This is a genomic window from Burkholderia torrens (genome assembly GCF_984668525.1).
Map to the genome: position 1 here is coordinate 826,352 of NZ_OZ480212.1, position 23,812 is coordinate 850,163.

The 23,812-nt window shown below is 65.3% G+C and carries 20 protein-coding genes and 1 pseudogene; 11 read left to right on the forward strand and 10 right to left on the reverse strand.

What is annotated here, in order from left to right; all coding sequences use genetic code 11:
• The first annotated feature begins 26 nt into the window (after positions 1-26).
• The 3 genes from AC5LXX_RS20020 to AC5LXX_RS20030 all read left to right on the forward strand — a co-directional run bounded on the left by AC5LXX_RS20020 (position 27) and on the right by AC5LXX_RS20030 (position 2,577).
• Entirely contained in the window at positions 27-1,136 is a 1,110-nt protein-coding gene (locus AC5LXX_RS20020) for a malate/lactate/ureidoglycolate dehydrogenase (RefSeq protein WP_493412818.1), read from the forward strand.
• Positions 1,133-1,696, forward strand: a complete 564-nt coding sequence (locus AC5LXX_RS20025) for a TfoX/Sxy family protein (RefSeq protein WP_493412819.1) — start codon at positions 1,133-1,135, stop codon at positions 1,694-1,696. Before AC5LXX_RS20020 ends, AC5LXX_RS20025 begins: the two co-directional genes overlap by 4 nt.
• A gap of 302 nt (positions 1,697-1,998) precedes the next feature.
• Positions 1,999-2,577, forward strand: coding sequence for an NnrU family protein (locus AC5LXX_RS20030; RefSeq protein WP_493412820.1), 579 nt, complete (start codon positions 1,999-2,001; stop codon positions 2,575-2,577).
• A 28-nt stretch (positions 2,578-2,605) separates the two neighbouring features.
• On the opposite strand, the pseudogene AC5LXX_RS20035 reads toward AC5LXX_RS20030, so the two are convergent.
• The 3 genes and pseudogenes from AC5LXX_RS20035 to AC5LXX_RS20045 all read right to left on the reverse strand — a co-directional run.
• Positions 2,606-2,852 (reverse strand): annotated as a pseudogene (locus AC5LXX_RS20035) (GABA permease); the annotation flags it as partial.
• 44 nt (positions 2,853-2,896) lie between these two features.
• Complete coding sequence (locus tag AC5LXX_RS20040) at positions 2,897-3,835, reverse strand: response regulator (protein WP_493413384.1); 939 nt, start codon at positions 3,833-3,835, stop codon at positions 2,897-2,899.
• Positions 3,836-3,902: 67 nt separating this feature from the next.
• Entirely contained in the window at positions 3,903-7,322 is a 3,420-nt protein-coding gene (locus AC5LXX_RS20045) for a hybrid sensor histidine kinase/response regulator (protein WP_493412821.1), read from the reverse strand.
• Positions 7,323-7,546: 224 nt separating this feature from the next.
• Here AC5LXX_RS20045 and urtA point away from each other — a divergent pair, with 224 nt between their 5' ends.
• From urtA to AC5LXX_RS20085, 8 genes are all read left to right on the forward strand, one after another.
• On the forward strand, positions 7,547-8,821 hold the full coding sequence (gene urtA / locus AC5LXX_RS20050) for an urea ABC transporter substrate-binding protein (RefSeq protein ID WP_493412822.1): 1,275 nt from the start codon (positions 7,547-7,549) through the stop codon (positions 8,819-8,821).
• A gap of 55 nt (positions 8,822-8,876) precedes the next feature.
• A complete protein-coding gene (gene urtB, locus AC5LXX_RS20055) occupies positions 8,877-9,794 on the forward strand; it encodes an urea ABC transporter permease subunit UrtB (RefSeq protein ID WP_493412823.1) in 918 nt (305 codons plus the stop codon).
• Positions 9,795-9,849: 55 nt separating this feature from the next.
• Positions 9,850-11,019, forward strand: coding sequence for an urea ABC transporter permease subunit UrtC (gene urtC / locus AC5LXX_RS20060; RefSeq protein WP_493412824.1), 1,170 nt, complete (start codon positions 9,850-9,852; stop codon positions 11,017-11,019).
• 3 nt (positions 11,020-11,022) lie between these two features.
• Positions 11,023-11,766, forward strand: coding sequence for an urea ABC transporter ATP-binding protein UrtD (gene urtD / locus AC5LXX_RS20065; RefSeq protein WP_493405215.1), 744 nt, complete (start codon positions 11,023-11,025; stop codon positions 11,764-11,766).
• 34 nt (positions 11,767-11,800) lie between these two features.
• Complete coding sequence (gene urtE / locus AC5LXX_RS20070) at positions 11,801-12,490, forward strand: urea ABC transporter ATP-binding subunit UrtE (protein ID WP_493412825.1); 690 nt, start codon at positions 11,801-11,803, stop codon at positions 12,488-12,490.
• 60 nt (positions 12,491-12,550) lie between these two features.
• The gene (gene fmdA / locus AC5LXX_RS20075) at positions 12,551-13,789 is read left to right on the forward strand and encodes a formamidase (RefSeq protein WP_493412826.1); all 1,239 of its coding nucleotides are present in this window, start codon (positions 12,551-12,553) and stop codon (positions 13,787-13,789) included.
• Positions 13,790-13,826: 37 nt separating this feature from the next.
• Positions 13,827-14,162 (forward strand): FmdB family zinc ribbon protein, encoded by a 336-nt coding sequence (locus AC5LXX_RS20080; RefSeq protein ID WP_493412827.1) that lies wholly within the window; start codon positions 13,827-13,829, stop codon positions 14,160-14,162.
• A gap of 83 nt (positions 14,163-14,245) precedes the next feature.
• A complete protein-coding gene (locus tag AC5LXX_RS20085) occupies positions 14,246-15,271 on the forward strand; it encodes an aliphatic amidase (RefSeq protein WP_493413385.1) in 1,026 nt (341 codons plus the stop codon).
• Positions 15,272-15,496: 225 nt separating this feature from the next.
• Here AC5LXX_RS20085 and AC5LXX_RS20090 read toward each other — a convergent pair whose 3' ends face one another.
• The 7 genes from AC5LXX_RS20090 to AC5LXX_RS20120 form a co-directional block, all read right to left on the reverse strand.
• Positions 15,497-16,810, reverse strand: a complete 1,314-nt coding sequence (locus AC5LXX_RS20090; protein ID WP_493412828.1) for a M24 family metallopeptidase — start codon at positions 16,808-16,810, stop codon at positions 15,497-15,499.
• A 244-nt stretch (positions 16,811-17,054) separates the two neighbouring features.
• Complete coding sequence (locus AC5LXX_RS20095) at positions 17,055-17,966, reverse strand: LysR substrate-binding domain-containing protein (RefSeq protein WP_493412829.1); 912 nt, start codon at positions 17,964-17,966, stop codon at positions 17,055-17,057.
• A gap of 27 nt (positions 17,967-17,993) precedes the next feature.
• Positions 17,994-19,067 (reverse strand): GlxA family transcriptional regulator, encoded by a 1,074-nt coding sequence (locus AC5LXX_RS20100; protein ID WP_493412830.1) that lies wholly within the window; start codon positions 19,065-19,067, stop codon positions 17,994-17,996.
• A 34-nt stretch (positions 19,068-19,101) separates the two neighbouring features.
• On the reverse strand, positions 19,102-20,520 hold the full coding sequence (locus AC5LXX_RS20105) for an aldehyde dehydrogenase family protein (protein ID WP_493413386.1): 1,419 nt from the start codon (positions 20,518-20,520) through the stop codon (positions 19,102-19,104).
• A 47-nt stretch (positions 20,521-20,567) separates the two neighbouring features.
• Positions 20,568-21,656, reverse strand: a complete 1,089-nt coding sequence (locus AC5LXX_RS20110; RefSeq protein WP_493412831.1) for a quaternary amine ABC transporter ATP-binding protein — start codon at positions 21,654-21,656, stop codon at positions 20,568-20,570.
• Positions 21,653-22,696 (reverse strand): ABC transporter permease, encoded by a 1,044-nt coding sequence (locus AC5LXX_RS20115; protein ID WP_493412832.1) that lies wholly within the window; start codon positions 22,694-22,696, stop codon positions 21,653-21,655. Before AC5LXX_RS20115 ends, AC5LXX_RS20110 begins: the two co-directional genes overlap by 4 nt.
• Before the next feature lie 121 nt (positions 22,697-22,817).
• A complete protein-coding gene (locus tag AC5LXX_RS20120; RefSeq protein WP_493412833.1) occupies positions 22,818-23,789 on the reverse strand; it encodes a glycine betaine ABC transporter substrate-binding protein in 972 nt (323 codons plus the stop codon).
• Positions 23,790-23,812: the final 23 nt, after the last annotated feature.

Below are 23,812 nucleotides of genomic sequence, written 5' to 3' on the forward strand. Positions count from 1 at the left end.
TGGCCCGACCCGATGGAGTGTTGCCGATGACCGCACTGCCGACGCCCGATACCGAACCGCTGCGCATGCGCGCCGAACCGCTGCATGCATTCGTCGCGGCACTCTGGGAACGGGCCGGCAGCAGCGAGCGTGAGGCAAGGCTCGTCGCCGATCACCTGGTCGGCGCGAATCTCGCGGGCCACGATTCGCACGGGATCGGGATGATCCCGAACTACGTTGCGTCGTGGCGGGAAGGGCAATTGCAATTGAACGGGCACGCGTCGATCGTCCGCGACGGCGGCGCGGTGCTGACAATCGACGGCGGGCGCGGCTTCGGCCAGGTGATCGCGTTCGAGGCGATGGTCGAAGGGATCGAGCGCGCGCGGCGCATGGGGATCTGCGCGATCGGCCTGCGCGACGTCCACCACCTCGGCCGTATCGGGCACTGGGCCGAGCAGTGTGCGCGCTCGGGGCTCGTGTCGTTCCATTTCGTCAACGTGCCGGGCGACCTGCTGGTCGCGCCGCTGCACGGCACCGATCCGCGTTTCGGCACGAATCCGTTCTGCGCCGCGTATCCGCGAGCGGGCAAGCCGCCGCTGCTGCTCGATTTCGCGACGAGTGCGATCGCGTACGGCAAGACGCGTGTGGCCTACAACCAGGGCAAGCGCGTGCCGGCCGGGTCGCTGATCGATCATCGCGGCCAGCCGACCGACGATCCGGCCGCGATGCACGAACAGCCGTTCGGCGCGTTGCTGCCGTTCGGGCTGCACAAGGGGTATGCGCTCGCGGCGATGTGCGAGATATTCGGCGGCGCGCTGGTCGGCGGCCATACGACGCACGGCGATACGCTGCAGAAGACGAGCGCGATCGTCAACGGGATGCTGTCGGTGCTGATCGACCCGAACGCGTTCGACGCGGCCGACGCCGAGCGCGAGGCCGATGCGTTCGTCGCGTGGGCGAAGGCGTCGCCGCAGGCCGGCGATGCGCCGGTGCTGATGCCCGGCGAGCCGGAAGAGGCGAGCCGCGCCGCACGCGGAGTCGCCGGCATCCCGGTCGACCACGCGACGTGGCGGCAGATTCGCGAGAGTGCGGCGGCCGCCGGTTTCGACGACGCCGAACTCGATGCGTGGACGCAGCGCTGCGAGGTGGCCGCATGAGCTGGCAGTCGGAGAAGGCGCACGGCGAGGAAATCGCGTACCAGCTTGCGCCGCTCGGCACGGTCGAGGTCGCACGGTTCTTCAGCGGGGCGGCGATGCGGCTCGATGGCGTGATGTTCGGCTTCATGTCGCGCGGGTCGCTGTTCCTGCGGGTCGACGACGTGAACCGTCCGGCGTTCGTCGCGGCGGGCATGGGGCCGTTCTCGTATTCAAGGCCCACGCGCACCGTTGCGCTCGAGGGCTACTACGAAACGCCGGCCGACGTGCTCGAGGATGCGGGCGCGCTGTTCGACTGGTGCCGCAGCGCGTATCGCGCGGCGCTGCTGGCGGGGCCGCCGAAGCGCAAGGCGAAGGCCGTGCCGAAACCGGCGTCGAAAGCGGGTGCCGCGGCGACACCGACATCCGCGTCGAAACCTGCACCGAAACCTGCGCGGAAGACGGCATCCGGGACGGCGTCGAAGTCCACGCCGAAGCCGGCCTCGGTGGCGAAAGCCAAACCGGCATCGAAATCCGCGCGTGAGCCGGCACCGAAACAACCGGCGAAGCGCAAGCAGACGTAGCGTCGGTCGCGCAAGGCGGCAGTCTCGCGCTTTTCGCCGTCCTTTATTTCAGGCGTACCCATCACCGGGCGATCGGTGCGCTGTAAGGCCGCAGGCCCGCACGACCTGACGGTCGAACGCATCAAGGTCGACGCGCCGCACGTCCTCCATGCTTCACAACGGCGGCCCCGGCGTTTATGATCGGCGCGGGTTGCGCCCGTGCCTGGCGCGGCCTGCGCCGGCCTCGCCGCCGGCTCCGCGAACGGCGCATCGTACGCCGCGCGGGATGTTTCCCCACTCATCATTTCAGACGGAGACAGTCGATGCTCGTCCTGATTCTCGGTTTAGCGATCTTCCTCGGTGTGCACTCGATCCGGATCGTCGCCGACGGCTGGCGGTCCACGACGATCGAGCGGATCGGCGAGAAGGGCTGGAAGGGCGGCTATTCGATCGCGTCGATCGTCGGCTTCGTCCTGATCGTCTGGGGGTACGGGATCGCCCGCACGGGCGCGACGCTGCTGTGGGTGTCGCCGGTCGGCGTGCGTCACCTCACGGGCATGCTGACCGCGGTCGCGTTCGTGCTGATCGCCGCGGCGTACGTGCCGCGCAACCGGATCAAGACGCTCGTCGGGCACCCGATGCTGGCCGGCGTGATGGTCTGGGCGGTCGCGCACCTGCTCGTGAACGGCACCGTGCACGCGGTCGTGCTGTTCGGCGCGTTCTTCGTGTGGTCGATCGTCGATTTCGTCGTGTCGCGTGCACGCGATCGCCGCGACGGCGTCCGTTATCCGGTCGGCGGCCTGTCGGGCGACATCGTCGCCGTGCTGGGCGGGCTCGTCGTCTGGGCCGTGTTCGCGCTGTTCCTGCATGGCCCGCTGATCGGCGTGCGGCCATTCGGCTGAACGCGCACGCCGGGCCGCCGGCCGCCGGTCAACGCGCCTTTGCGCCGGACGCCTGCCCGAACGGCGGTTGCCTGCCCCGCAGGAAGTACGCCGCGACGACCGCGAGCGCCGTCGGCACCTTGCAGCAGAACGGGAAGCGCGAATCCGGGTTGAACGCCTGCGACCCGAGCACGGCAACGAGCGCCAGCAGCGCGACCCCCGTTCGACACCGGATAGACCCACGCGCGGAACGCCGTCGGGCCGCGTCGCTCGTGCTTCATCTGCCGGCGAACCGCCCGGCAAGGGCATTGGACGTGGACGATTGAGGGGGGCGATCTTTTCACGTGCGTTCGAGCATCTTGATCGCCGTGGCGGCTGCTCCCGCACGGGTCTCGACATGTAACTTGCGGAACAGGTGTTCGAGGTGCTTGTTCACCGTGCGCGGGGCGATACCCAGAATGTCGCCGATATCGCGGTTTGTCTTGCCGTGCGACACCCAGAGCAGCACTTCGGCCTCCCGCATGGTCAGGCCGAAGCGTTCGGCGAGCGCATTGCAATGTACGGTGTCGTCTCTTTCCTTGAGAACCACGATCCATTCGCCCGGCTCCGGACCGAGCGTCGCACTGGCCGAGCGGCGTATCTGGCCCGAGCTGAATTCGTGCGCGGCGTCGCCCTGGCCGCCGCGTGCGAGCCAGTCGATGAACCAGGTGTGCAGCAGCGCAGGCAGTTTCGGCTGCGCACCGGTATCGCGCGCGTTCGAGGTTTGCCCGGCACCGGCGGCGCCATCGTGCGCAGTCGTGTAGGCAGCGATATGACGTGCCGCCTGCGGACTCTGCCACCGAATCGTGCCGTCCGCGCCGACGATCAGCGCCGCGCGCGTGTCGAGCGACAGGGCCGCCTCCGCATACAACTGTGCGCGTGAACGCCGCACGTGGGCGCCGATCCGCGCGCACAGCTCCTCGGGCTGCACCGGCTTGGTCACGTAATCGATGCCGCCCACGCGAAAGCCGCGTACGACGTGCTCGCTCTCCGTCAACGCAGTCATGAAGATCACGGGCAGATGCTCGTGCCGTCCGTCCTGCTTGATACGCAGGCATGTTTCGAAGCCGTCCATGTCGGGCATCATGGCGTCAAGCAGCACCACGTCGGGCGTCACGCGCGCGAGGCGCTTGAGCGCGTCGTCGCCGGACAGCGCGACGATCACCGCGTAGCCATGCGCCTGCAGCGTATCGGATAGAAAGGCGAGGTTCTCCGGCGTGTCGTCGACGATCAGTATCATGGGCCGTTCGCGCAGCCACGCGGCCGGGTCATCGACGATCGGGGAGGCCGCGATCGTGGTGTGTGCGTCACGCGTCCGCGCCGCGCGCGAGTCGGTCAAGTTCATGCTCGAGTTCCCTTAGCTGAAAACGTTCCGCCAACATGCGCAACGCGTCGATCTGATTCTGCAATTCGGGCCAGGCCTCACGGGCGGCGTCGAGCTGTTCGATCACGCCCTGAACGTAGCCGACTTCGAGATGCGCATGCAGATGTTCGACGAGCTCGCGCGGCCACGCGGCGGGGGTGAGCGGCTGTGTCGCGGCCGGCGCGCTCGCGCTGGTATCGGATGCGATCCAGTCGAGTGCAAGCAGTTGCGCGAGCGTGTCGAGCAGCAGATTCACCTGCAGCGGTTTCACCAGATAACCCCCGAATCCGGTCGCGCTCGCGCGATCACGGTCATCGGCGAACGCGTTGGCGGAGAGCAGAACGATGGGCGCGTTCGACAACTGATTCTCGGAGATCAGGCGGCTGGTTTCGTAGCCGTCCATCAACGGCATCGAAATGTCCATGATGATCGCGTTCGCCGCGTGCATCGCCAGCCAGCGCAGCGCATCGGTGCCGCTGGCCGCTTCGGCGACGTCGAAGCCGAGCGGTGTGAGCAATTGCACGACGATGTCGCGCTGATCGTCGAGGTCGTCGACCACGAGAATGGTGCGGCGCGCACCCGTATAGCCGCGAATCGACGCGAGTTCGGCGTGTGTATCGGCCGCCGCGTCGACGGCGGGGGCGAACAGGCGTACCACAAAGCGCGTGCCTTGCCCGACTTCGCTGTCCACTTCCAGGCTGCCGCCAAGCGCTTGCGTGAGCAGGCGGCAGATCGTGAGTCCGAGACCGGCGCCGTGATCGTATGCATGGGCCGCTTCGCCGCGTTCGAACGGCAGGAACAGGCGCTCCATTTCCGCGGGCGGGATACCGGGGCCGGTGTCGATCACCTCGAATTTGAGCGTATCGAGCACGTGACTCACGCGCAGTGTGATCGTGCCGCTCGACGTGAAGCGGATCGCATTGCCGATCAGGTTGGTGAGGATCTGACTCATGCACTTCTGGTCGGTGCGCACGGTGGCGGGCAGCCGACCGACCGTCCGCACGTCGAAGGCGAGCGCTTTCTCGAGCGCTTGCGGACGTAGCATCGACGTCAGGTGCGCGACGAAATCGGCGAGGGATACCTTGGCGATGTTCAACTGAAGCTTGCCCGCCTCGATGCGCGCGATGTCGAGCAGACCGTCGACGAGCGCGAGCAGATGCTCGCCGCTGCGATGGATCGTGCGCACGGCGTTGTAGCGCATGGGCGTGAGTTCTTGCTTCGCCTGAAGCAGTAATTGTGCGTAGCCGAGGATGCTGTTCAGCGGCGTGCGCAACTCGTGGCTCAAACCGGACACGTAACGGCTCTTGGCCTGATTGGCCGATTCCGCGGCGGCGGTCGCGCGCTTGAGCGCCGCGTCGGTTTTCTGATGCGCGTCGATTTCGAGCATCAGCAATTCGTTCTGCCGCTGCGACTCTTCCTGCGTGACGCGGCGGTTCTCGCGCTCCAGCACGAACCACCAGGCCGCGATGCAGCCCACCAGCGAGAGCGCGAGAAAGATGTTCAGGAAGCTGCCCGACAGCGCATGGCCGACCGACGGCCCGGCGGCGATCATCGAAGTCGCGCTCTGCGACCAGATCAGATAGAGCACGCTGCCCAGCACCGCGAGCATGGCGAACACGAGACTCGCATAGTGAATGAGGCGCAGCGCGGCGGGGCCGAGTCGCGTGCCCGGCAGCACGCGATGCAGCGCGCGGCCTGCCTGCGAGGCAAAGCGCGCATGCGGTTTGCAGCGATCGTGGCAGCGCGAGTCGAGCGAGCAGCACAGCGAGCAGATCGTGCCGCCATAGGCCGGGCAGTACGCCGTATCGTCGGGTTCGAAGGTGTTTTCGCAAATCGCGCAGCGCAGCGAGGTGGCGTCGCCGGTCGGCTGCGCGGCGCGGGCAATGTAATAGCGGCCACGCGTGAGTACCGCGAGCACGGGTGCGCACACGAACGCCGCACCGAACGCGATGAACGACGACATCGCCCTGGCGAGCTCGCCGAACAGACCGCTATGCGCGAGCATCGCGACGGCGGCTGCGATCAGCATCGCACCGACGCCGACGGGATTCACATCGTAGAGATGTGCGCGCTTGAACTCGATATGCCGCGGGCTATAGCCGAGCGGCTTGTTGATGACGAGATCGGCGAACAATGCGCCGACCCACGCAATCGCGATGTTCGCATAGAGCGACAGCACCTTGGCGATCGCGTCGAACACGCCCATTTCCACGAGCAGCAACGCGATCATGACGTTGAACACGAGCCATACCACGCGGCCCGGATGGCTGTGGGTGAGCCGTGCGAAAAAATTGGACCACGCGAGCGAGCCCGCATAGGCATTGGTCACGTTGATCTTCAGCTGCGAGACGATCACGAACAGCGTCATCGCGGGCAGCGCCCAACTCGCGAGCCCCAACGGATCGAGCAGCAGATGATAGGCGACGAGGTACATCTGCGTAGGCTGGGTGGCGTGGCCGGGATCGACTTCGTACTGGAGCGCGATGAAGGCGAGCAATGCGCCGCCCAGCATCTTGAGGGCGCCGGGCACGATCCAGCCGGGCCCCGTCGAGAGCAACGCGAACCACCAGCGCGTGCGGTTCTTCGCGGTGAGCGGCGGCAGGAAACGCAGGTAGTCCACCTGTTCACCCACCTGTACGATCAGCGCGAACACGACCGTCGAGGCTTGGCCGAAGGCGATCAGGCTGAAAGCGCGGCCTTGCGGCGCGAAGCCCGCGAAGGTGGTCCATTGCGCGATCAGGTCGGGATGGTGCCACAGCACGGCTGCGTAGGGCAGCACGAACAGGACGAGCCACAGCGGCTGCGTCCAGCTTTGCAGGCGGTTGATCAGCGTGATGCCGAACATGACGATCGGAATCACCACGAGCGAACTCACGACGTAGGCAATCGCCAGCGAAATATGGAAATAAAGCTGGAGCGCGAGCGACATGATGGCCGCTTCGAGCGCGAAAAAAATGAACGTGAACACCGCGTATAGCAGCGAAGTGACCGTCGAGCCGATATAGCCGAAGCCCGCGCCGCGCGTGAGCAGGTCCATGTCCACGCCGTAGCGTGCCGCGTAATAGCTGATGGGCAAGCTCGTGAGCCAGATCAGCACGGAGACGGCCGCAATGGCCCAGACCGTATTCGTGAAGCCGTAGTTGACGACGAGACTGCCGCCTATCGCTTCCAGCACCAGAAACGACACCGCGCCAATCGCCGTATTGGCCACGCGCAGTTCCGACCAGCGCCGGAACGAGCGCGGCGTGAAGCGCAGCGCGTAGTCCTCGAGGGTTTCGTCGCCAACCCAGGCGTTGTAGTCGCGGCGCACCTTGACGATGCGTTGCGTACCGGGCGCGCCCACTGACGGGTGACTCTGGGACATGAAGATGATCCGAATTGGTGCGAAAGCGGCACGAGCGGGGCGCGAACGGCGTAACGGCGGACCACGCCGCTCAGGATCGCCCTGTCATGCAAATTACATTCCAGTGCGTGCGCCGGGAATACGTCGATTGACGTATTCCGATCGCCAATTTGGCTTTCTACATTGCGTCCAACCTCGACCCAGCCCGCAGCGACCCGCGCCGGGCACCCGATAAGGAGAACGTGATGTCCGCAGACGATCGACTCGATGACGATGCCCGGATGCTGTCGCCGCTGCGCCGGAAAATGCTCGGCGGTCTCGCCGCCGTGCCGCTGATGGCGCTGGGCCTGCCGCGCGGCGCGTTTGCGCAAACCCCGCCCACGGCGAAGGTCAACACCACGCGCCTCGCGGTCACGGACACCACGGTGACGGTCGGCCAGCTCCACTCGGCCACGGGCACGATGGCGATTTCCGAAACCGGCTCGATCCAGGCCGAGCGCCTCGCGATCGAGCAGATCAACGCGATGGGCGGTGTGCTGGGCCGCAAGGTGCAGATCATTCAGGAAGACGGCGCGTCCGACTGGCCGACCTTCGCCGAAAAGTCGAAGAAGCTACTGGAGAACGACCATGTCGCGGCGGTATTCGGCTGCTGGACCTCGGCGTCGCGCAAGGCGGTGCTGCCGGTGTTCGAGAAGGACAACGGCCTGCTCTATTACCCGACCTTCTACGAGGGCCTCGAACAGTCGAAGAACGTGTTCTACACGGGCCAGGAAGCCACCCAGCAGATTGTCTGGGCGCTCGACTGGGCGTCGAACACGAAGAAGGCCAAGACCTTCTTCCTGATCGGTTCAGACTACATCTGGCCGCGCACGTCCAACAAGATCGCGCGCCGTCATATCGAGCAGCATCTGCACGCGAAGGTGGTAGGCGAGGAGTATTACCCGCTCGGCACGACCGAGTTCGCGTCGCTGATGAACAAGATCAAGCTCGCGCGCCCGGACTGCATCTTCGCGACCGTGGTGGGCGGCTCGAACGTGGCGTTCTACAAGCAGCTCAAGGCCGCGGGCATCACGCCGCAGAAGCAGTTCCTGCTGACGTTGTCGGTGACCGAGGACGAGGTGCTCGGCATCGGCGGCGACAACTTCGCGGGCTTCTATTCGTCGATGAAGTACTTCCAGTCGCTCGATAACGACAACAACAAGAAGTTCGTCGCGGCATTCAAGGCGCGCTACGGCCAGAAGTCGGTGATCGGCGACGTGACGCAGGCCGCCTATCTCGGCCCGTGGATCTGGAAGGCCGCGTGCGAGCGCGCGGGCAGCTTCGACGTGGACAAGGTGGTCGCGCACTCGGCCGGCATCGAAGTGGCGAACGCGCCGCAAGGCTACGCGAAGGTCGATGCGAACCATCACCTGTGGAGCCGCTCGCTGATCGGCCAGGGCCAGACGGACGGCCAGTTCAAGGTCGTCGCGCAGTCGGATCAGCCGATCCAGCCGAATCCGTTCCCGAAGGGCTACATGTAATCCGTCAACCGCAGCGGCGCGGCGGCCGATGACGCCGCCGCGCGAGGAGCGTTCGATGTCCGCTACCGATATTTTCAACATCACGCTGATGCAGGGCTTCGCCGGTCTGAGCCTCTTCAGCGTCCTGCTCCTGATGGGGCTCGGGCTCGCCGTGATCTTCGGCCAGATGGGCGTGATCAACATGGCGCACGGCGAATTCATGACGATCGGCGCATATACGGTCTACATGTTTTCGTGGTTTTCGCAGAACGTCTGGCAAGCGTTCACGCCGTTGTATTTCTTCTTCGCGATTCTCGCGGCGTTCGCGCTGGCCTTCGCGGCGGGCTGGCTCGCCGAATGGGCGCTGATCCGCCATCTCTACAAGCGCCCGCTCGACACGCTGCTCGCCACCTGGGGCCTGAGCCTCGGCATGCAGCAGGTGTTTCGCTCGACCTTCGGGCCGAAGGAAGTGAGTCCGGCGCTGCCCGACTGGCTGATGGGCTCGTGGGAGCCCACGCCCGGCCTCGACATTCCGGTGAGCGGCATGTTCGTGATGGGCCTCGCGCTGCTGATGACGGGCGGCCTGCTGCTCGCGCTCTATCGCTCGCGCTGGGGCTTGCGCGTGCGCGCCACGGTCGCGAACCGGCCGATGGCGAACGCGGCCGGCATCAACACGCGGCGCACCGACCGCATGACGTTTGCGATCGGCTGCGGGATCGCGGGCGTGGCCGGCGCGGCCTTCACTGCCATCGGCTCGACGGGACCGACGAGCGGCTCGCTCTATATCGTCGATTCGTTTCTCGTCGTGACCTTCGGCGGCGCGGCGAGCCTGCTCGGTACCGTGGCGTCGGCGTTCGGCATCGCGCAGATGCAGTCGATCAGCGAGTTCTTTCTCTCGGGATCGATTGCGCGCGTGCTCACGCTGCTCACCGTCGTGGTGATTCTCATGCTGCGTCCGCAAGGCCTGTTCGCCTCGAAGGTGCGGCGGGTTTGAGCGCGCATTAATGCACCAGCCTCATTCACAGCTTCATTCGACTGGAGAGATGGACATGGAACCCATCCAACCCACGGCGGGCCGCGTATCCCCGCGATCGAGCCTGGGCGCGCCGCCCGCTGGCTGGCGCGCGCGCGTGGCGCGGCTCGACGCGTCGGGCTACGCGGGCATCGTGCTGCTCGCACTGCTGATCGTGGTCGTGTTTCCGCTCGCGCTCGACACCTTCCGCCTGAACCTGATGGGCAAGTACCTGACCTACGCGTTCGTGGCGATCGGCCTCGTGATCGCGTGGGGCTACGGCGGCGTGCTCAGCCTCGGCCAGGGCGTGTTCTTCGGCCTCGGCGGTTACGCGATGGCGATGTTTCTGAAGCTCGAGGCGTCCGATCTGGCCGCCACGCGCACGCAGACCACGCCGGGCATTCCCGACTTCATGGACTGGAACCAGCTCACCGCGCTGCCCGGATGGTGGAAGCCGTTTCATTACTTGCCGTTCTCGATACTCGCGGTGCTCGTCGTGCCCACCGCGCTCGCCTTCGTGATCGGCTACGCGATGTTCAAGCGGCGCGTGGGCGGCGTGTACTTCGCGATCATCACGCAGGCCGTGGCACTGATTCTGTCGGTGCTGATCATCGGCCAGCAAGGCTATACGGGCGGCGTGAACGGCATCACCGACCTGCGCACGCTGCTCGGCTGGGACATCCGCACCGATCACGCGAAGCTCGTGCTGTATTTCGTGAACGCCGCGCTGCTGATCGGCGCGCTGCTCGCCGGCCGCTGGGTTCAGCGCAGCAAGCTCGGCACGCTGCTGCTCGCGATGCGCGACAAGGAAGACCGCGTGCGCTTCTCGGGCTACGACGTCGCGATGTTCAAGGTGTTCGCGTTCTGTCTCGCGGCGATGCTCGCGGCCGTCGGCGGCGCGATGTTCACGCTGCAGGTCGGCTTCATGTCGCCGTCGTTCGTCGGCATCGTGCCGTCGATCGAAATGGTGATCTACGCGGCCATTGGCGGGCGCATGTCGCTGGTCGGCGCGGTGTACGGCGCGATTCTCGTCAATCTCGGCAAGAGCTGGTTCTCGGAGAGCTTTCCGAACCTGTGGCTCTATCTGATGGCGGCGATGTTCATCGGCGTGGTGATGGTGTTTCCGAACGGGCTGGCAGGGCTCTACGACGAGCATGTGCGTCCGCGCGTGCGGCGGCTGCTCGGCGCGGCGAACGAGGGGGCGTGAAGCATGAGCAATACCGATTTTCTGCTTGCGATCGAAGACCTGACCGTGTCGTTCGACGGCTTCAAGGCGATCGATTCGCTCAATCTCTATCTCGAACGCGGCGAGTTGCGCGTGGTGATCGGCCCGAACGGCGCGGGCAAGACCACGCTGCTCGATCTCATCTGCGGCAAGACGAAGGAAACGGCGGGCAGCATCAAGTTCCGCAACGAGGAAATCACGCATCTCGCGGAATTCCGCCGTGTGCGTAAAGGGATCGGCCGCAAGTTCCAGACGCCGTCGATCTACGAAAACCTGAGCGTGGCGCAGAACCTCGAAGTGTCGTTTCCGCGCGGCCGCAGCGTGTTCGGCGCGCTCGCCTATCGCGAGGACGCGGACGTGGCCGATCGCGTGCGCGACGTGGCCAACGAAATCGGTCTCGCGGCCGCGCTCGATCTGGAAGCGGGGCTGCTTTCGCACGGCCAGAAACAATGGCTAGAAATCGGCATGCTGCTCATGCAGGACCCCGAATTGCTGATGCTCGACGAACCGATTGCCGGCATGAGCGTGCGCGAGCGCGAACTGACCGCCGATCTGCTCGACCGCATCTGCCGCAACCGCTCGATGATCGTGATCGAGCACGACATGGCTTTCGTGGAGCGCATCGCGCACAAGGTCACGGTCATGCATCAGGGAAAGATTCTCGCGGAGGGGCCGATGGCGCAGGTGCAAGCCGATCCGCGCGTGATCGATGTCTACCTGGGCCACTGAGTCGGAAAACGAACGACAACACGGAGAACACATCATGCTGGAAGTCGACGATCTCGTCGTCAGCTACGGCCAGAGCGAAGTGCTGCACGGCATCGGCTTTTCCGTTGCGCAAGGCGAAAGCGTGGCCGTGATGGGCCGCAACGGTATGGGCAAGACCACGCTGTTCAAGGCGCTCATCGGCATGCTGCCCGCCAATCGCGGCACGGTGCGCGTGGCCGGCGCCGACGTCTCGAAGGACGAGAGCTGCCGCCGCGTATCGAAAGGCATCGGCTACGTGCCGCAAGGACGGCAGATCTTCGCGTCGCTGACCGTCGAGGAAAACATCCAGACGGGCCTCGAAAACGCGCAGAGCCAACACGTGCCCGACGAACTCTACGCGTTGTTCCCCGTGCTGTTCGACATGAGAAAGCGCAAGGGCGGCAATCTCTCGGGCGGCCAGCAACAGCAGCTCGCGATCGCGCGCGCGCTCGCGACCGACCCCAAAGTGCTGCTGCTCGACGAGCCGACCGAAGGCATCCAGCCGTCCGTCATCAAGGACATCGCCAAGGCGCTCAACCAGATTCGCACGAGCCGCAATATCGCCATCGTCGTGTCGGAGCAGGTGTTGAGCTTCGCGCTCGACGTGGCCGACCGTCTGTTCGTGATCGAGGGCGGGCGCTTCGTGCACCAAAGCACACGCGATGCGGGCGACACCGACCGCATCCGCGAGTACCTCTCCGTCTGAGCGCGGCGCGGCGTCGCCCGCCGCGCCGTATGTCAATCCGCGAACCCAGGAGCGAACGTCATGCCCGAGACTCTCATCAAGGTCGATCTGAACCAGTCTGCCTACGAAAACGAACAGGTGCACAACCGCTGGCACCCCGACATTCCGATGGCCTGCTGGGTCAAGCCCGGCGACGATTTCATCCTCGAAACCTACGACTGGACCGGCGGCTTCATCAAGAACGACGACAGCGCCGACGACGTGCGCGACATCGACCTGTCGATCGTGCATTTTCTCTCCGGCCCGGTTGGCGTGCACGGCGCGGAGCCTGGCGACCTGCTGGTGGTCGACCTGCTCGACATCGGCGCGAAGGCCGATAGTCAATGGGGCTTCAACGGCTTTTTTTCGAAGACGAACGGCGGCGGTTTTCTCACCGATCATTTCCCCAGCGCACAAAAATCGATCTGGGATTTTCACGGTGTCTACACGAGTTCGCGCCATATTCCGGGCGTGAATTTCGCGGGCCTGATCCACCCGGGCCTGATCGGCTGCCTGCCCGACCCGACACTGCTGGAGACCTGGAACGCGCGCGAAACCGGCCTGATCGCCACCGCGCCCGATCGCGTGCCGCCGCTCGCGAATCCGCCGTTCGCGGCCACCGCGCACATGGGCAAGCTCGCGGGCGAGGCGCGTGACAAGGCCGCCGCGCAGGGCGCACGCACGGTGCCGCCGCGCGAGCACGGCGGCAATTGCGACATCAAGGATCTGTCGCGCGGCTCGAAGGTGTTTTTCCCGGTCTACGTGGATGGCGCGGGCCTGTCGGTCGGCGACCTGCACTTCAGCCAGGGCGACGGCGAGATCACGTTCTGCGGCGCGATCGAAATGGCCGGCTGGGTGCATATGCGCGTGAATCTCATCAAGGGCGGCATGGCGAAATACGGTATTCGCAACCCCGTCTTTCAGCCCAGCCCGATCACGCCGACCTATAACGATTACCTCATTTTCGAAGGCATCTCCGTCGACGAGCAGGGCGGCCAGCATTATCTCGACGTCACTACCGCGTATCGCCAGGCGTGTCTGAATGCCATCGAGTATCTGAAGAAATTCGGATATTCGGGCGCGCAAGCGTATTCGCTGCTGGGTTGTGCGCCGGTGCAGGGGCATATCAGCGGGGTGGTGGACATTCCGAACGCGTGTGCGACCTTGTGGCTGCCCACGCAGATCTTCGACTTCGACATTCGCCCGAATGCCGACGGCCCGATCCGGCACATCCAGGGCGGCGTGGATCTGCCGTGTTCGCCGGATCTCGCGAACGCGTGAGCGACTCACCGAAACGACGCAGGAACAGGAGGCTGTCATGCCAATCTACGACTTCGAATGCGCAAATTGCGGGCCGTTCTCCGTCATGCGCCGCATCGCGGATCGCGAAAAATCGTGCTGTTGCCCCGACTGCGGCGCGCAAGGTGCACGCGTCATCAGCGCGCCGTCACTGGCGCTGATGACAGGGGCGCGCCGTGTTGCACATGCGACCAACGAATGTGCCGCGCACGCGCCGCGCCAGTCCGGCGACGGGCCGCCACTGCGCCATCGCGCCGGTTGCAGTTGCTGCTCGGGCGGCGCGGCGAAGCTCGCCGGCACGGCGTCGGACGGCCTCAAGCGGCCGGCGGGACGGCCGTGGATGATCAGCCACTAAGGTGTGCCGCGCGCGATCCGATGCCCGGAAGCAGCGGCCGTCGCGCGCGGCGTCAATGTGTACGTGTTCGAGGAGGAAGCGTCATGCGACATGGTGATATTTCGAGTAGCCGCGATTGCGTGGGCGTCGCGGTGGTCAACTACAAGATGCCGCGCCTGCACACGAAGGCGGAGGTGCTCGACAACGCGCGCCGTATTGCGGACATGGTGGTCGGCATGAAGCAGGGCTTGCCGGGCATGGATCTCGTGGTGTTCCCCGAGTATTCGACCCACGGCATCATGTACGACCGCCAGGAGATGTTCGATACGGCGTCCGCGATTCCCGGCGAGGAGACGGATATCTTCGCGGCGGCGTGCCGCAAGGCCAATGTATGGGGCGTGTTCTCGATCACGGGCGAGCGTCACGAGGAGCATCCGCGCAAGGTGCCGTACAACACGCTCGTGCTGATCGACAATCGCGGCGAGATCGTGCAGAAGTATCGCAAGATCATGCCGTGGACGCCGATCGAAGGCTGGTATCCGGGCGACCGCACCTATGTGACGGACGGGCCGAAGGGCCTCAAGATCAGCCTGATCATCTGTGATGACGGCAATTATCCGGAGATCTGGCGCGACTGCGCGATGAACGGCGCGGAGCTGATCGTGCGCTGCCAGGGCTATATGTATCCGGCGAAGGAGCAGCAGGTGATGGTCGCGAAGGCCATGGCGTGGATGAACAACACCTACGTGGCCGTGGCCAACGCCACCGGCTGGGACGGCGTGTATTCGTACTTCGGCCATTCGGCGATCGTCGGGTTCGACGGGCGCACGCTCGGCGAATGCGGCGAGGAGGAAATGGGCGTGCAGTATGCGGAGCTGTCGCTCGGCATGATTCGCGACGCGCGGCGCAACATGCAGTCGCAGAATCATCTATACAAGCTGCTGCATCGCGGCTATACCGGCACGATCAATTCCGGCGATGGCGCGAATGGCGTCGCGGACTGTCCATTCGGCTTCTATCGCGACTGGATTGCGGATCCCGACGCCACGCGCCGCCGCGTCGAAGCGCTCACGCGCGCCACTCCCGGCACGCCGGAGTGCCCGATCGAAGGAATTCCGCACGAAGACTGAGTATGCACCGGGGATATCGGGCGTTTAACCGGCGTGACGGTCGCAGGTGCTGTATTAGCCGGGACTTGATCTGACAGATAGTCGGGCCGACAAAGAACGAGTCATCAATGGGGGATGAGTTTCTCCTTGGCGAGATCGAGCGAATCGAGGAAAGTGCGCACTCGGCGCGGCCGCCGCCGCGGCACATCTGCTAGGACTCGATGCGGCGGCCACCTGCGTCCTCGCTCAAATGTCCCGCAGGTCACACAGCGGCACCGATGACAAGGGCACCGCGCCCTCGGCCGTAATCAGTACCTGCTCCTCGAGCTTGACGCCCTCAATCCCGTCCTTTTCGCCGATGAAGCTCTCGACCGATACCACCATGTTCTCCTCGAACACTCCGTCGTAGCCCCATTCCTCGAAGTCGACCGCATAGGCCACGCTCGGGAACTCGTCCACCAGCCCGCAACCGTGAACCATCATCATGTAGCGGTTGTGGACGTACTGCGACGGTACCGCCCAGCTTTTCTCGGCAAACTCGCGAAAAGTCACGCCCGGACGCAACAGCGCGCAATTGTGCGCGATCTGATCGCGCGCACGGCCGAACAGCGTACGTTGTGCGGCGGAAGGTGACTTGCCGGGACACACGAAGCTGCGTGAAATATCGGAGAGGTACCCGCCCGGCCCGACCATGTCGGTGTCGAAGCCGACAATGTCGCCGGCGAGGATCTCGCGATTCGTGGCATCACGGAACCACGGGTTGGTGCGCGGCCCGGAGCTGAGCAGCCGCGCCTCGCTCCATTCGCCGCCGTGTGCCGTATTGGTGTCCTGCAACACGCTCCACAGCTGGTTCTCGGTGATGCCGGGGCGCAATGCCTCGCGCATCCTCGATACGCCGAGGTCGCACACGCCCATCGAGATGCGATGTTGCTCGATTTCCTGAGGACCCTTGATCATGCGTGCCATTTCAGCCAGCGGTTGCGCGTCATGCAAGGACAGGCCCTCCGTGCGCAGCCATTCCGCGCCCCAGGGGTCGCACTTGTCGAGTGCGAGCCGGCGGTTGCCGCCGCCGTGCTGCCGCACCACGTCCGCAATGGTACGTGCCCACTCGCGTGCCTTCTCGTCCACACGCGGCCCGGCGAGAAAGAAGTTCCACGGGATGGTCGGCCGGATCTCGTCGATCGTCTCGATACCTTCGCTGTTGTGTCGGCTGGTGGCGAAGTCGAACAGAATCACGGGGCCGTCCGTGGCGACGAACACGTAACGACTTGGCGAGTGCATCACCCAAACGCCGAGACTGTTGGTGTCGGTCGCGTAACGGATGTTGATCGGGTCGGCCAGCAGCATCCCGGCGTAGTCGTGTTGCTTCAGTTGCGCACGCAATCGCTCGAGTCGGTACGCGCGCAGCGCCGGGCGGTCGAGCGCCTCGAACGCGTCGATCAGCCCGGGGTCGACGGAACTGGCCCGATGCCCTTGCGAGAGCGGGTCCTGCCGGAACTGGCGGCGCTCGGTCGTGGCGACCGTCGATGCATCCGTTTCATCAGTGAAGCGGCGGTTCATTCGAATACCTGTCAGTGAGGGGAAGTGGACCGACGATGCGCAGCCGGGAATCGGTGGCGTCACTTCGATCGATATTGATTAGTGATACATATAAATTTGAGCATGGTTCAGCGGCGCCCTTCGCCGGGGCGGGGCAGCGTTGTCCGGCCCCGTGGCACCAGTATCGTTCGCGGCCCGTCCCCGCGTAAACGCAAGGAAAAAATCTCCGCCTGTTAATGGAAAGTGAACGTGTCGGGCCGGTGCCTCAGGCGGCCATCTGCTGAATGAAGGAGCCCTTGACCCAGGACGCCACGGCTTCGGTGGCCGGTGTGCCGGCCGAGTTGCGCGCCACCGTCAGATGGAAACCGTGGCAACGCACCGGATCGGTCCGAATGGGCTGCACGAGCAGCCGGCTGGCGAGAAAGCGGCTCATCAGCGGCGGCCCGATCAGCGCAAAGCCTTGCCCGTCCAGCGCGGCCTGGACCAGGTTGGTATAAGTGTTGACCGTGATGTTCGGCTTGGTTCCGTCCATGCTGACGCCATGGTTGGTAAACCAGGTCGACCAGCGCGTGAGGCGATCGTAGGGCCCTTCGAGGTGGATCAGCGGATGTCCGAGCAGATCGGCGGGATCGAGCGGCGTGTCGTGGTCGACCAGATAGTTGGCCGAGCAGGTGGGCGCGATGGTCTGCGAGGTGAGCAGGATCGAATCCTCGGCGGGCGGCGCGGAACTGTAGGTCACCGCGAGATCCACATCCTTCTCGCCCAGATACGGCAGGTCCGACACGATGAAGCGCAGTTCGATGTCGGGGTACTGCGCGCGGAAACTGCCGAAGTTCGGCAGCAGCCAGTAGGTCACGAAGCCGGCGGTCGCGCTGATGGTGACGATGTTGTTCGCCGGCCGCGAACTGATCTCGATGGTGGCCTGCCCGACCTGCCGCAGCGCGGACGAGATGGCCGTGTGATACCGCACTCCGCTGTCGGTCAACCGGATGGTGCGGTCGACGCGGTCGAACAACTGCACGCCGAGGAAATTCTCGAGCGCCTGGATCTGCTGGCTGACGGCCACGCGCGACACGTTCAGTTCTACGGCCGCCCGCGAGAAACTCAAATGACGGCCGGCTGCCTCGAACACGATCAAGGTGTTCGGCGGCGGCAGCGTTGCTTTCAATGAACTCATGTATCGGGTCTCCTGTCCACGCGGGGCTCAGCGACGCATTGCCACGACTGTATCGTGCCGCTCGGCAGCGTGCTCGCGCGCGTCGCCGCCGAAGGTGCGGCTTTGCGCCTGCCGGCGCTCCTGGCCGGGTGTCAGGCCGAAGGTTTTTCGGTAGGCGGAAGTGAACACCGAGAGCGACTGGAATCCACAGGCTACCGCAATATCGGTCAGCAACATGGCGCTCTGCTGCAGCAACTGGCGAGCCCGACGCAGGCGCAACAAGCGATAGTGCTGCATCACCGGCTGGCCCACCGCCGACCTGAACAGGCGCAGCAGCCTGCGCTCGCGCACGCCGGCACGCTGCGCCAACGCTACCAGCGACAGCGGCGTCTCGATGTGCGCTTCCATCAATTGCAGCACTTCGGCGAGCAGCCGACTGGTGGAGCCGTAGCCGGCGGGCGGTTGCAGCGCGCGGGGATGCCGAACCCGGTCCACCGCCAGATAGCTCGAGATGCGCTGCACGAACGCATCGCCCATCGACGAGCCGACGAGGTACAGCATCATCTCGAGCGGTGCCACGCCGCCCGCGCAGGTGATGCGATCGCGGTCGATGCGGAAGATACTGCGCTCGAACGTGACGTCGATGAAGCTTTCGGCTTGCGCGTGCAGGTATTCCCAATGGATCACGCAGGTGTGGCCGGCCAGCAGGCCGGCCTTGGCCAGTACGTAGGCGCCGGTGCAGATGCTGCCGAGCAGCGCCCCGGCATGGGCGAACTGGCGGACCCGTTGCAGATGTGCCGGCGTGGTGGCGCGCTGCACCTCGTTGCCGGCGCAGACGAACACGATATCGGCCGGCCCGGGCATGTCCGGCACATCGACCGGCAGCGTCATGCCGTTGCTCGCCTGGACGGGCTGCCCGTCCACGCTGATCACGGACCAGCGGTACAGCGGCTTGCCGCTCAACTGGTTCGCGATCCGCAATACTTCCAGCGCGTTGACGAAGGCGATCATGCTGAAGTTCGGCACCAGCAGGAACACGAAATGCGAGGCGCTGGCGACTTTCGCCAGCGTTCTGTCGACCGGCACCGGCGCTTGCGGTGCGTGCGGGAGCAGGGGCGGCATGATCGGACGGTAGCCGGTGGGCCGGGGCGCGCGGCTACGGCCGGATCACGGCCTTCACTTCAAGATAGGCCTCGAACCCGGCTTCACCGCATTCCCGGCCGTTGCCGGACTGCTTGAAGCCGCCGAACGGGGCGCACGAATCCCAGCCCGGGGTGTTGATTTCCACCTGGCCCACGCGCAGCCGCGCGGCAGCCTGCGAGGCGGCCGCCGCATCACCCTGCACGTATGCGGCCAGCCCGTAGGGGGTATCGTTGGCGATCTCGATCGCCTCGTCGACGGTGTCGTAGGCGATCAGCGATACGATCGGCGCGAAGATTTCCTCTCTGGCGATGCGCATGTCCGGCGTGACCTGGGCCACGACCGTCGGCGCGATGAAATAGCCCGTGTCGATGCCGGCCGGCAGGCCGAGGCCGCCCGTCACGACGATGGCGCCTTCCTGCTCGGCCGACGCGAGTAGCGCGCGTGCCCGCTCGAACTGGATCTGGTTGACCACGGGCCCAAGCGTGGTGCGCTCGTCGAACACGTCGCCGCACCGCAGCGTTTCGGCAGCGGCCTTGGCGCGCGCTACCGCTTGTTCGTATTGCGGCCGGTGTATCAGCATGCGCCCCGGCGCCGTACACGACTGCCCGGCGTTGCGATATGCGGCATGCACGCCGGCGGCCACCGCCGTGTCGATGTCGGCACCGGGCAGGATCAGGTTGGCCGAGTTGCCGCCCAGTTCCTGGTGGACGCGCTTCACGGTGTCGGCCGCGGCCCGGGCCACCTGGACGCCGGCGCGGGTCGAGCCGGTGAAGGACACCATCTCCAGATCCGGATGTTCGGCGATCGCGGTACCGACGGTGGCGCCGTCGCCGTTGACGAGATTGAACGCGCCGGCCGGCAGGTCGGCGTCGTGCAGCAGTTCGGCGAGGTAGAGCGCGCTCAGCGGCGAGTATTCGCTGGGCTTGAGCACGACGGTGCAGCCTACCGCGAGTGCCGGGATCAGCTTCGTGATGATCTGCAATATCGGGAAATTCCACGGCGTGATCAGGCCGCACACGCCCACGGGTTCCATCACGAGCGTGGTCCTGCCGCGCGTTTTTTCGAACTCGAAGCGCTCGAGGATCTCGATGCCGTTCTGGATATGCGCCAGGGAGCCCGCCACCTGAGCCTGCCGCGAGAAGCTGATCGGCGTGCCCATTTCGAGCGTCATGCGCCGCGCGAACTCCTCGCTGCGCTCGATGAACAGCGCCTCGATACGACGCAACATGGCGACGCGCGCACTGGCCGACGAGGTGGAGAACGACGGGAACCGGCGCTTGGCCGCCGCGACGGCGGCGTTCACGTCCTCGCGCGTACCCATCGCGATCTCGCCGACCGGCGCCAGGGTTGCCGGATTGATCACGGCGCGCCGCGCCGGATGCGTGGCGGGAACGAATTGGCCGTCGATGTAGAAATGGTCGAGGTATCGCACGATAGTCCTTGAATTGAGTGACAACGGGAAGCGGGGCGCTCGCGGGTTCAGGCCGCCGTGGTCGGAACACCGGCGGTATCGGGCACGCTCGGTTGCTGCTGTCCGCGAACCTGCCGCGGCACGATTGCTCGCACCACGTCGCGCATCGCGCACTGACCGACTACCGCACCGCCGCGGATCACCGCGAAACTCCGGTCGAGATCGCCTTGCGACTTCGCCAGGGCGGCCTCGAGCGTGTCGCCTTCGTCGAGCGTGTCGCCGGCCCGGTACGCTGCGGATGACGACGGGCTCATCACCGAGCCCACCTTCAGCACGCGTGCGCGGTTGATGTCGTTGACGAAGCGCTGGATGTAGTCGTCCTTCGGCTGCAGCACGATGCTTTCCGGGCTGCCTTGCTGCACGACCTTGCCGTCCTTGAGGATCACGATGTGATCGGCGATCTTGAGCGCCTCCTCGAGATCGTGCGTGATGAACACGATCGTCTTGTTCAATTCGCGCTGCAACTCGATCAGCAAGTCCTGCATGTCGGCACGGGTCAGCGGATCGAGCGCCGAGAACGCCTCGTCCATCAGCAACACGTCGGCGTCCGAGGTCAGCGCCCGCGCGATCCCGACGCGTTGCTGCATGCCGCCCGACAGCTGGTGCGGGTAGCGGCCCTCGAAGCCCGACAGGCCGAGGCGCGCGATCCAGCGCCGTGCCTCCTGCTGCACGGCCGGCTTGGCCTGACCGCACACCTTTTTCGCCAGGCCGACGTTGTCGAGCACGGTCAGGTGCGGCATCAGTGCGAAGTTCTGGAACACCATCGACACGTTCGAGCGGCGGAACTCCAGCAATGCGCGCCCCGACAGCCGGGTAATGTCGCGCCCGTCCACGAGGATCTCGCCGGCGGTCGGCACGATCAGGCCGTTGAGATGGCGGATCAGCGTCGATTTGCCCGAGCCCGACAGGCCCATCACCACCGTGATCGCACCGGCACGCATGTCGACGTTGATGTCGTGAAGCCCGATCACGTGGCCATGCTTGTCGAGCAGTTCGGCCTTGCTGATGCCGTTCATCACGAGCGGCATCATCGACTTGGCCTCGGGGCCGAACACCTTGTAGCACTGGCGCACGGCGATCTTGATGTCCTGGCTCACTGCTGGCCTCCTTGTTTGTGGACCGCGAGACGCGACATCGATACCTTGGTGACGCGATCGAACAGGATCGCGAGCAACACGATCGACAGCCCGGCCAGCAGACCTACGCCGAGTTCGAGGTTGTTGATGCCGCGCAGCACCAGCACGCCGAGTCCCGGCGCCGATACCAGCGAGGCGATCACGACCATCGACAGCGACATCATGATGGTCTGGTTCACGCCGGCCATGATGCTGGGTAGCGCCAGCGGCAGCTCCACGCCCACCAGCTTCTGAAACCAGCTCATGCCGAAGGCGGAGGCCGCCTCGCCGACAGTGCCGTCTACCTGGCGGATGCCGAGATCGGTGAGCCGGATCATCGGCACGATCGCGTAAAGGATGATGGCGATTCCGTAAAGCTTCGGGTCGGTCACGCTGAACAGGAAGATCAGCGGGATCAGGTAGACGAACGACGGCAGCGTCTGCAGCATGTCGAGCACCGGCAGCATGCTGCTCTTGAGACGGTCGCTCTTCGACATGGCGATACCGGCCGGAATGCCCAGTACGATGCAGATCAGCGTGCAGGTCAACACGATCGCCGTGGTTTGCAGTGCGTAGTGCAGATAGTCGACCAGTCCGAGGCAGAAGATCAGGGCGGCCGTCATCGCGGTCACCTTCTTCGAACGCGACAGGCCATAGGTGATGGCCAGCAGCGCCAGCGTGGCCAGCCACCACGGCACGATCTCCACCATGTGCAGCGATAGCTGCAGCATCCACGACAATGGCTGGGTGATCGGGTCGAGTACCACTTTCAGGCCGTGGCGGATGTGCAGGAAGCCCTGCTCGATGCCGGTGGTCAGGTCGCGGGTGCGGGGGATGGCCGCGCAGTCCGCGTTCAGCGCGTCGAGCGATGGAAACGGGAAGTTCCATCCGCTGTCCTGGTTCGATGACGAGGCGGCGGACTTCGACAGCAACTGCGCGAGGGAGACCGGCCCGGACTGGGCATGGGCATCGCACCATGGCCGCAGGCCGACCGAGTCAAAAAATGCGTTATCGATGTTCATGGATGTCAATCCTCGCGTCCGGGGCCGCTCGAGTCATGGATGCATTGCGTTGTGGCAGGGCGCGAAAAACGATGCATCGGTCTCCGGATACGCCTGCCTGCCCGGAGCCGATGAGGGTGCCTTACTTGATGACGGAACTGACCTTGGTCAGCGCGGCGGGCGACACCCAGCTCTTCCACTGATCCTTATAGTGCGTCAAAAAGTAGGCGGCGGTTTCATCGGCCGTGGCCTTGTTCGTCTCCTGCCAGGACAGCAGCTGGCTCATCAGCGTGTTCGAGAACGACACGCGGCTCATCAGGGCCGCGATGTCCGGATGGGCGTCGCGGAACGGCTTCGACATGGTGGTCAGCACGGGGGCACGAGGCCAGCCCGTCTTGCCCGGCGTGGGGCAGTCCAGGCGCGCGTTGCATTTGGCGACGGCCGGTACCACGGGCCCCATGTCCACGCTGACCATCGGATACTTGCCGAGCAGCGCGGTCGGCGCCCAGTAGTAGCCGAACCACGGCTTCTTGTCCTTGTAGGCCGCCGCCAGCGAGGCCGCGAGCGTTTCGCCGGAACCGAAGCTGACCACCTTGATGCCGTGCTTCTCCAGCTCGAAGGCCTTGATCAGGTTGTTGTTCGATACCGTCGAGCCCCAGCCGGGCGGGCCGTTGTCGAACTGGCCGCCGACCAGTTCCGGATGCGCGAGGATGCCGTCGAGCGTCTTCAGTTCAGGATGCTGGTCCACCAGATACTTGGGCACCCACCAGCCGTCCTGGCCGCCGTCGGCGATCACGTTGGCGAGCGACACGATCTTTCCCTGCTTTTCCAGCGTGTAATACACGTCGGCCACCGCCGGCCAGACTTCGGTGAGGATGTCGGGCTTGCCGGTTTCGGACAGCGAGGTCAGCGCCGGCACCGTCGAGGTCGGCACCTTCTGCACCTTGCAGCCGTAGCCCTGTTCCATCAGGAAGCTCGACACCGCCGTGACGATTGCGGCGGATGACCAGTTCATCTCCGTGATGGTCACCGAGCCGCACTCCGCCGCCATGGCGGGGGCCGAGATCGGACCGATCAGGAGGGCTGCAGCGAGAATTGCGAGTCGTGATTTCATGACACTGAATCTCCAACAAAGGC